The sequence below is a fragment of the Rhodococcus sp. 852002-51564_SCH6189132-a genome (assembly GCF_001665495.1).
Lineage (GTDB): Bacteria > Actinomycetota > Actinomycetes > Mycobacteriales > Mycobacteriaceae > Rhodococcus > Rhodococcus pyridinivorans.
In genome coordinates this window covers 43,705-50,530 of sequence record NZ_LZMJ01000006.1, presented here as the reverse complement: position 1 = coordinate 50,530, position 6,826 = coordinate 43,705, and the positions used below count along the sequence as shown (strand labels likewise).

4 protein-coding genes and 2 pseudogenes are annotated in these 6,826 nt (G+C 64.7%); 2 read left to right on the top strand and 4 right to left on the bottom strand.

From position 1 onward, the window contains the following. Positions 1–194: 194 nt before the first annotated feature. Positions 195–854, bottom strand: a pseudogene (locus A5767_RS23575) (IS3 family transposase); the annotation flags it as partial. Positions 855–1,753: 899 nt separating this feature from the next. Here A5767_RS23575 and A5767_RS01390 point away from each other — a divergent pair. Beyond that, positions 1,754–2,183, top strand: a pseudogene (locus A5767_RS01390) (carboxymuconolactone decarboxylase family protein). 40 nt (positions 2,184–2,223) lie between these two features. Here the strand turns inward: A5767_RS01390 and A5767_RS01385 are convergent. Together A5767_RS01385 and A5767_RS01380 are read right to left on the bottom strand one after the other, a co-directional pair. After that, on the bottom strand, positions 2,224–2,736 hold the full coding sequence (locus A5767_RS01385; RefSeq protein ID WP_231913091.1) for a LysM peptidoglycan-binding domain-containing protein: 513 nt from the start codon (positions 2,734–2,736) through the stop codon (positions 2,224–2,226). A gap of 697 nt (positions 2,737–3,433) precedes the next feature. Then, entirely contained in the window at positions 3,434–4,156 is a 723-nt protein-coding gene (locus tag A5767_RS01380) for an aspartate/glutamate racemase family protein (protein ID WP_019289496.1), read from the bottom strand. A 616-nt stretch (positions 4,157–4,772) separates the two neighbouring features. On the opposite strand from A5767_RS01380, the gene A5767_RS01375 reads away from it, so the two are divergent. Beyond that, positions 4,773–5,840 (top strand): hypothetical protein, encoded by a 1,068-nt coding sequence (locus tag A5767_RS01375; protein ID WP_019289495.1) that lies wholly within the window; start codon positions 4,773–4,775, stop codon positions 5,838–5,840. A gap of 57 nt (positions 5,841–5,897) precedes the next feature. Here the strand turns inward: A5767_RS01375 and A5767_RS01370 are convergent, their stop codons facing one another. After that, positions 5,898–6,338: a VOC family protein gene (locus tag A5767_RS01370; protein ID WP_059384455.1), complete on the bottom strand. Its 441-nt coding sequence runs from the start codon at positions 6,336–6,338 to the stop codon at positions 5,898–5,900. Positions 6,339–6,826 lie beyond the last annotated feature (488 nt).

The following is a 6,826-nucleotide window of genomic DNA, read 5'->3' as shown; positions in this document are numbered from 1 at the left end:
TTCGGCACAGGGCACATCCTTCCAGCAGTGCCTTGCGGCACCACAGATCAGATGTCACCTATCCGTGCAGCAGTCCCGGCACACTCCCGGCGGGTTCACGGACTCGTTTTGGTGGGCACGGGCTTCTCACAGCACCAGCATTATCCCGGGATAACGGCTTGCTATGAACCATCCCGGGTTTCATGCACACACTGTCATTTGTGTGCGACCGGTTGATCGGCACGGTGTTCAGCGTAGTACCTGGCTTCGTACTCGGCCGGTGGGATCCGCCCGAGGCGATGCATAAGCCGGCCGGTGTTGTACCAGTGCACCCACGCAAAGGCAGCCTCCTCGACGTCACTGATGGTGCGCAACGGGCCCTCGCGGAACGGGGAATCGTCGGCGATGCACTCGGTCTTGTAGAGCCCGATCGTCGTCTCTGCGAGAGCATCATCGTAGGCATCGGCCACCGAACCTATTGACGGCCGAATCCCTTACAGGAACAGGGTTTCCCCGAACCAAGAAGCCGTATACTGCGAGCCCGCATCTGATTGGTGAATAGTTCTCTCGCGCAACGGATTGCCGTGCATCGAGTGCAGCATGCAGGCCTGATTCACTGCCCGCTGCACAAACGCGGTCTCCTTCGACGTCGACACCTCCCAACCGACGATCGTGCCGGCGAACGCATCGATCACGAACGCCGTGTACGCGAAGCACGGCACCATCCGCACGTACGTGAAGTCGGCGACATAGAGCGCGTCGGGCCGCTCGACCCGGAAGTTCCGGTCGACCAGATCCGGTGGCCGCGGCGCCGACGGCTCCGAGATCGTGGTGCGGACCTTGGAGCGAGCGGCGCGGACCCAACTTCGGATTCGGGTGGCCGCGCGTGGCGCGCTGTCGTCGGGTGCTCGACTCCGGCCGCTTCGACCTCTGGGGTGGTAGGACCGGCCGGCGCAACTGTGTCTTCGACGGTGGTGGCTCCTGGTTGTTCCGACCGCGGCTGCAGAGATTCGAGGCGCTGCGGTGGGGATGGAGCCACCTCTGGTGTCCACAACGGCACAGAAGGCCGCCACCATGAAGGTGGAGTCCACTGCGGCGGCGTCGACGTAGGAGGTCGAGGGGGCGGCCACGAGAGGGTGAGAATCGGGGCCCGCGGAATGACGACTTCGCCACCCGTTCCACCGGAACCGCGCTTCGAACCGGATCCATCACCTCCCGACGTCCCTCCTTCGGTACCGGACTCGGTCTCTCCTCGGTCGGGCCCCGAACAGGTCGAACACGCGTCGACTCCGGGCTTCCTCTGTGCTGCTGCGTGCATTGTGGACATCCCACCAACGAGAACCACTGCAAGGCAAAGCGTGAACAAGGCGCTGTATCGGCGTGACGGTGTCATCATGGTTCCCTCCGTGCGTGACATCCACTTTCGCGTCGCTTTACGGGCAACTCGCGAGTAGAGCACTACGCGAATCGGCGAACACGGTGGCGCACGCGTTGGCCTGCGGGTCCCCACCGATGTTTCGATCGCTGCCGCACCGCCGTTCGACGTCCTGCTGGTCTGGCACTGCACCCGGTCTCGCTCGTCGACCACGAACCGGCGTGCCGGGTCGCGCGACAGATGGACTACCGGTGGCAGGAATCCCCGGAACTCGACAGACCGGGACCGGCCGACCTCTGGCCGCAATGCAAAAATCCACCCCCACCGGCCCGGACGTGGCTGACAGAATGAAGCAGCCGGTCGTTCCGACCGGTATCGCTCGCCGGAAGGACATTCACGATGGCGCATGTCAACCTCGGTAAGCAGCACCCGGCCGCCTACAAGAGCGTATTAGCCCTGAACGAGGAGGTCGAGGAGGCCGTCGCGCGAGCCGGACTCGATGCGAAGCTGGCCGAACTGGTGAAGGTCCGGATGTCGCAGCTCACCGGATGCGCGTTCTGTCTGCGCATGCACACGCGACGCGCTCGACAAGGGCGAGACCACCGATCGTCTCGCGGTCCTTGCCGCATGGTGGGAGTCGCAGTACTTCACCGAACATGAGCGGGCCGCGCTCGCCGAAGACGTCACTCACCCCATGGAACCCGCTGGTCACGAGTGGGACAACGGATCACTGAGCGACGAGCAGGTCTCCGCGATCACGTGGCTCACGATCGTCATGAACGCGTGGAACCGCATCGCCGTCCGAAGCCATTACCCCGTCGCTCCGTGACCTGCGCCGGACACCACCTCCGACCGGAAGATCTCCCGCGTCAGAAGTCGGTGAGGTCCGGGAAGAACAACACCTGCCCGACGGTGATCTTGTTCGGATCGGCGATGTGATTGGCAGCCGCAACGATCGGGAACATCTCCGCGTTCCCGTAGTGGTGTTGCGCCAAGACCCGCAGGGTATCGCCGGCGACGGCGGTGTGCCGGAGATTGAGTCCCGGACGGATCAGCACGCGTCCGACCTCGACGTGGTCGGGGTCGGCGATGCGGTTCGGGAACGAAATGATCGGATGCAACTGCGCCTCGCCGTACCAGCGACGTGCCCGTTCCGAGAGCGTCTCCCCTGCGACCACGGTGTGCCCGACGTCCCCGAGTTCGGGAATGAGAAGCGATCGACCTACCCGGACAACGTTCGGATCGCCGATGTGGTTGGCCGCTGCGAGTACCGGAAAGAAAGTCCCGTCATCGTAGAAGTGCTGAGCCAGCCCCGACAGTGTTTCGCCGGACGCGACGGTGTGCCGGCGGGTGATATACGGGATGAGCAGTTCCTGACCCACACTGATCGTGTTCGGGTCGGCGATGCCGTTGGGGACAGCGATGACGGGGAAAAGAGTTGCGTCGCCGTAGAACCTCTGAGCCAGCTTCGACAGGTATCGCCTGCGGCAACTTCGTATTTCGTAACCATGGCCGTGCCCCGGGTGGTGTGGACGTCGGCGATTCGGATCGAGCCGCCGATGACCATGCTGCTCACCATCAGGAGCAGGTACACGCGTAGCGCGCTACCCGAAATCACTACCGAGGAGTCCCTTCGACTACGTCGGTGGCAGCAGTGGTCAGCAGAGAGGAGTGCGGCACCAAACCCGCACGAGTGAGCGCGCTCATCACGATGCTCTCGATGTGTCGCCACCGGCTCGGTCGGTAGGTGCGCTCGGGACGGAACGAACTATCGGTCATGGTCTGCCTTTACGACCGTCGCGCACCCCGGAAAGCGTGCGGAACGTGCTCGAAAAGGTTGGACACCGGCGTCCCACACGCCCCGGGCTCGCTGAGCCGGGGCGGCGTGGCCGACATGTCCGCATGTGGCCGGTCGGGCGGGCGACCCGTCAGTGCCGGCTGGTGGATTCGTCGGTGACGAGGCGGTACAGCACGTACACCGCGAACCACGCGATGAGCACCGACGCGATCACGAGCGCGATCTCGTAGAAGAGGACCATGTGCTCGATGCTACGACCCGCCGTGGCTACCTGCCTGTTATCACCGGAATTGTCCGCCGCGCCAGGTCGGCAGGTCGCGCGTTCCGAGTGCCACCTCGAGGGCCGCCTGTCCGGACAGTCGTGTCGAGTCCAGTACCGGTAACGGCGAGTCGGCCGGGGAGACCAACAGCGGGATCTCGGTGCACACCAGCGCAACCGCGTCGCATCCAGAGTCCGCGAGTCTGCCGATGAGGTCCACGAAGGACGTCCGGGTCTCGTCCCTGAAGACGCCGTGCACCAGTTGGTCGAAGATTGTCGCGTGTACCAGGTCCTGGTCGTCGTCGGTCGGGATGACGGCCTCGATCCCGCGTGCCACCAGTTCGCGAGGATACAGAGGGCCCTGCATGGTGAACCGCGTTCCCAGGATGCCGACGCGTCGGTGCCCGGCACGCTGCGCTGTGTCGGCCACGATGTCGATCAGGTGCAGCCCGGGAATTGCGAGTGGTTCGCCGGGTGCTTCGAGCGCGAGGTGTGCGGTGTTGTCCGGGCACACGAAGAAGTCGCAGCCGGCCCGGGCCAGTCGATCGACGCTGGTCGCCGGCACGGCGCGCACCGCTTCGTAGTCTCCGCGCTCCCACGCGGGCATGCAGCGCTCGAAGGAGATGCAGTCCATCGTCACGTCCGGATGTGCCGGGTGCCCGAGACGGTTGCTGTGCTGACAGACCTCACGCCGGCACAGCGAGGCACCTTCCCAGCTGTGGCCCAGGATTCCGACGTCTTTCACCCCTGCACCCTCTCTGTCCTGCACCTGTGGTCGCTCTCCGTGTGACGAGCGGGAGAGCGACCACGGCGGTGACGGATCAGGATCCGGACGACGATCCGGTCTCGATCAGCTGCGTGATGACGGCGACGAGAACATCCGCGAGGAACGTTGCTGCAGAGCCCATTCGATTACCTCTTCCTTCGGTGTACAGGTACGCGCGCTCGGGCGAGCGCAGACTGCCTAGCGCTGCAATGGCTTTCATTGCATCCGCCGGCTGGGGCAGACAGTAGACAATTCTTGCTCCGCGCACTCGGTGACCGGCGCCACAGCCGAGGGGCGCTCCTCCCTCGGCAACCTTCCCGGCCCCGATCCGAGGGGTGCACAGTTTTCGATCCGCGCGCGTGTCTGATCGTCATAAGTGGGGATTATGACGATCAGTACGCACACTCGATCACGGATGAGATCAAGCTGCTTCTACTGCGCTCTTCGTTACGAAAAGCCACATCGTGTGGTTTCTACCCAGTTCGCAGCGTTTCATATCGTTTCGTTTCATCACAGTACCGTTTCTTAATTACGTAACTAAATGCGGTACGATACCTGCGACCCGGGATTTCGACGCGCCACGACGAGGACCTCCATGACCGACGCACACTCCCCCACTCCCGAAGCGACCACCGACGAGGAGGACTCGAGCAAACCCCGGGTGGGACGCCCTCGGAAGTACGCCACGGCAGCCGACCGTGTGCGCGCCTATCGCGAACGCGAACGCGCCAAGAAAGAAGCCGCCGGCACGGCCCCGGCGGTCGTCGAGAGCCCGGACGATGCGATCTCCGCGCTCACGGCCGCCACCACTGCCCTACGCGCCCTCGCAACCAACAGCGTCGAGCAGTACTCGGCGATCGCCGAACGGATCACCACCGCGGTCGACAAGCTCACCGACGCCGAGGCCCTCGAGGCGCAGATGACGCGGTCCGCCGCCGAACTCGCGAAGGTCAAAGCCGACGCCGACGCGAAGATCGTCCGTCTACGCGAACAACTCGCCCAGGCACTCGAGGACCGCGACAACGCCGACGCGGCAGTGGCCGCCGTCGACGCCGAACTCGCCGACGCTCGTACCGCACACACCGAACAGGTGCGCCGACTCGACGAGGCGCATCACGCCGAGCTGACGCGCCTCAAGGACGAGCACGCCGCAACACTGCAGCGGTGGAAGGACGAGTTCGAGGCCGCGACCGCCGAGCACACAGGGGTAGTCGGCGACCTGCGTGCGACGATCGTTCAGCAGGACGAATCCCTCACCGCGCAGCGACGCGAACTCGACGAGGCAGCAGCCCAGCGTGAGCGCGCGACCGTCGAGGTCACCGACCTGCGAGCCGAGATCGCGCGCCTGCAGGCCGCACTCGACCGGGAGGTCTCTACCCGCGAGCGCCTCGACACCGAGCTCACCACCGAGCGCGACCGCACCTCCGAGCTACGGAGCCGACTCGAGGAATCGCGCATCACCGCCGCGACGGCCCAGGCAGCCGAGACCGCGGCACGAGCACGCGGCGACGAACTGCGGGCCGAACTGTCGGCACTGCGCGACGAGATCACCGCCTTGCGCGACGAGACGAAGACGCTTCAGACTGAAAATCTGACGCTGAGAACCGAATCGACCTCTCTCCGCGCCGAACTGGATGCAGCGAGGGCCGCCGGGACGAGCTGAGCCGGTCGCCCGATCATCGAGAGGTTCGATGCCGATCTCCGCCGGCAGGGACGAGCGTCATCCGAGCTGTTCGAACAACGACACGATGATGCCGTCCGGTCCCCGCACGTACGCCATTCGCACGCTGTTCTCGTATTCACCGATACCCCCGACGAGCCCGTAACCCTGCTCGGCTACAGCGTCGACGGCAACTTGGAGGTCGCCGACCTCGAACGACACATTGCGGATCCCGAGCTCGTTCGGCATCGCCGTCGGCGAACCGGGGAGGTGGTCGGGCGCGATGAAGCGCGAAAGCTCGAGCCGGGTCCCTCCGTCCGGGGGTCGGAGCATCACGATCTCGCAGTGCGTGCCGGGGAGTCCGCAGACGGTCGCAGGAAAGTCGCCCTGCACAGAGCCGGTGCCTTCGACCTCGAAGCCGAGGCCGACGAAGAACGCCGTCGCAACGTCGAGGTCGGAGACGGTGAGGCCGACATGGTCGAAACGTCGTACGTGTGCCATGGGATCCATCCTTCGATGTTGTCTCGTCCGTTTACTGCTGGGACGGAGCCGGTGCTCGGATCTCGGCATTCCGCGGACTCGGTGGGATATCGGATCGTTCCCCACCACCGCATCGATGAGCTACGACGCGTCCCTCTGATCCGAGCAGCCCTGACAAGCATCAGCAGGCACAGCGCGATGCCCCATCCGATCTCCGACAGCATCACACCCGCACCACCGCCCCGTCATATCACACACCTGCTCATCCACATTCAGAGCAGTAGAGCCCGAATTGTTTCTGTGAGAAGTTCAATTCTTCCACTGCGACAGGGCACTTCGTTGTTACGACGCGCTGGTTATCTCCGCCGGTTCGGTGCATCCAGGCTTACCGGTAGCTACGGTCAAGGCCACGAACTCGGGGTGGATGTCTTCGTCGAAGGTCAAGGCACTCCGCTCGGAGCGACAGACCGGCCGACCCCGCGGCCACCGCTTCGGACTTCGGCGCACCC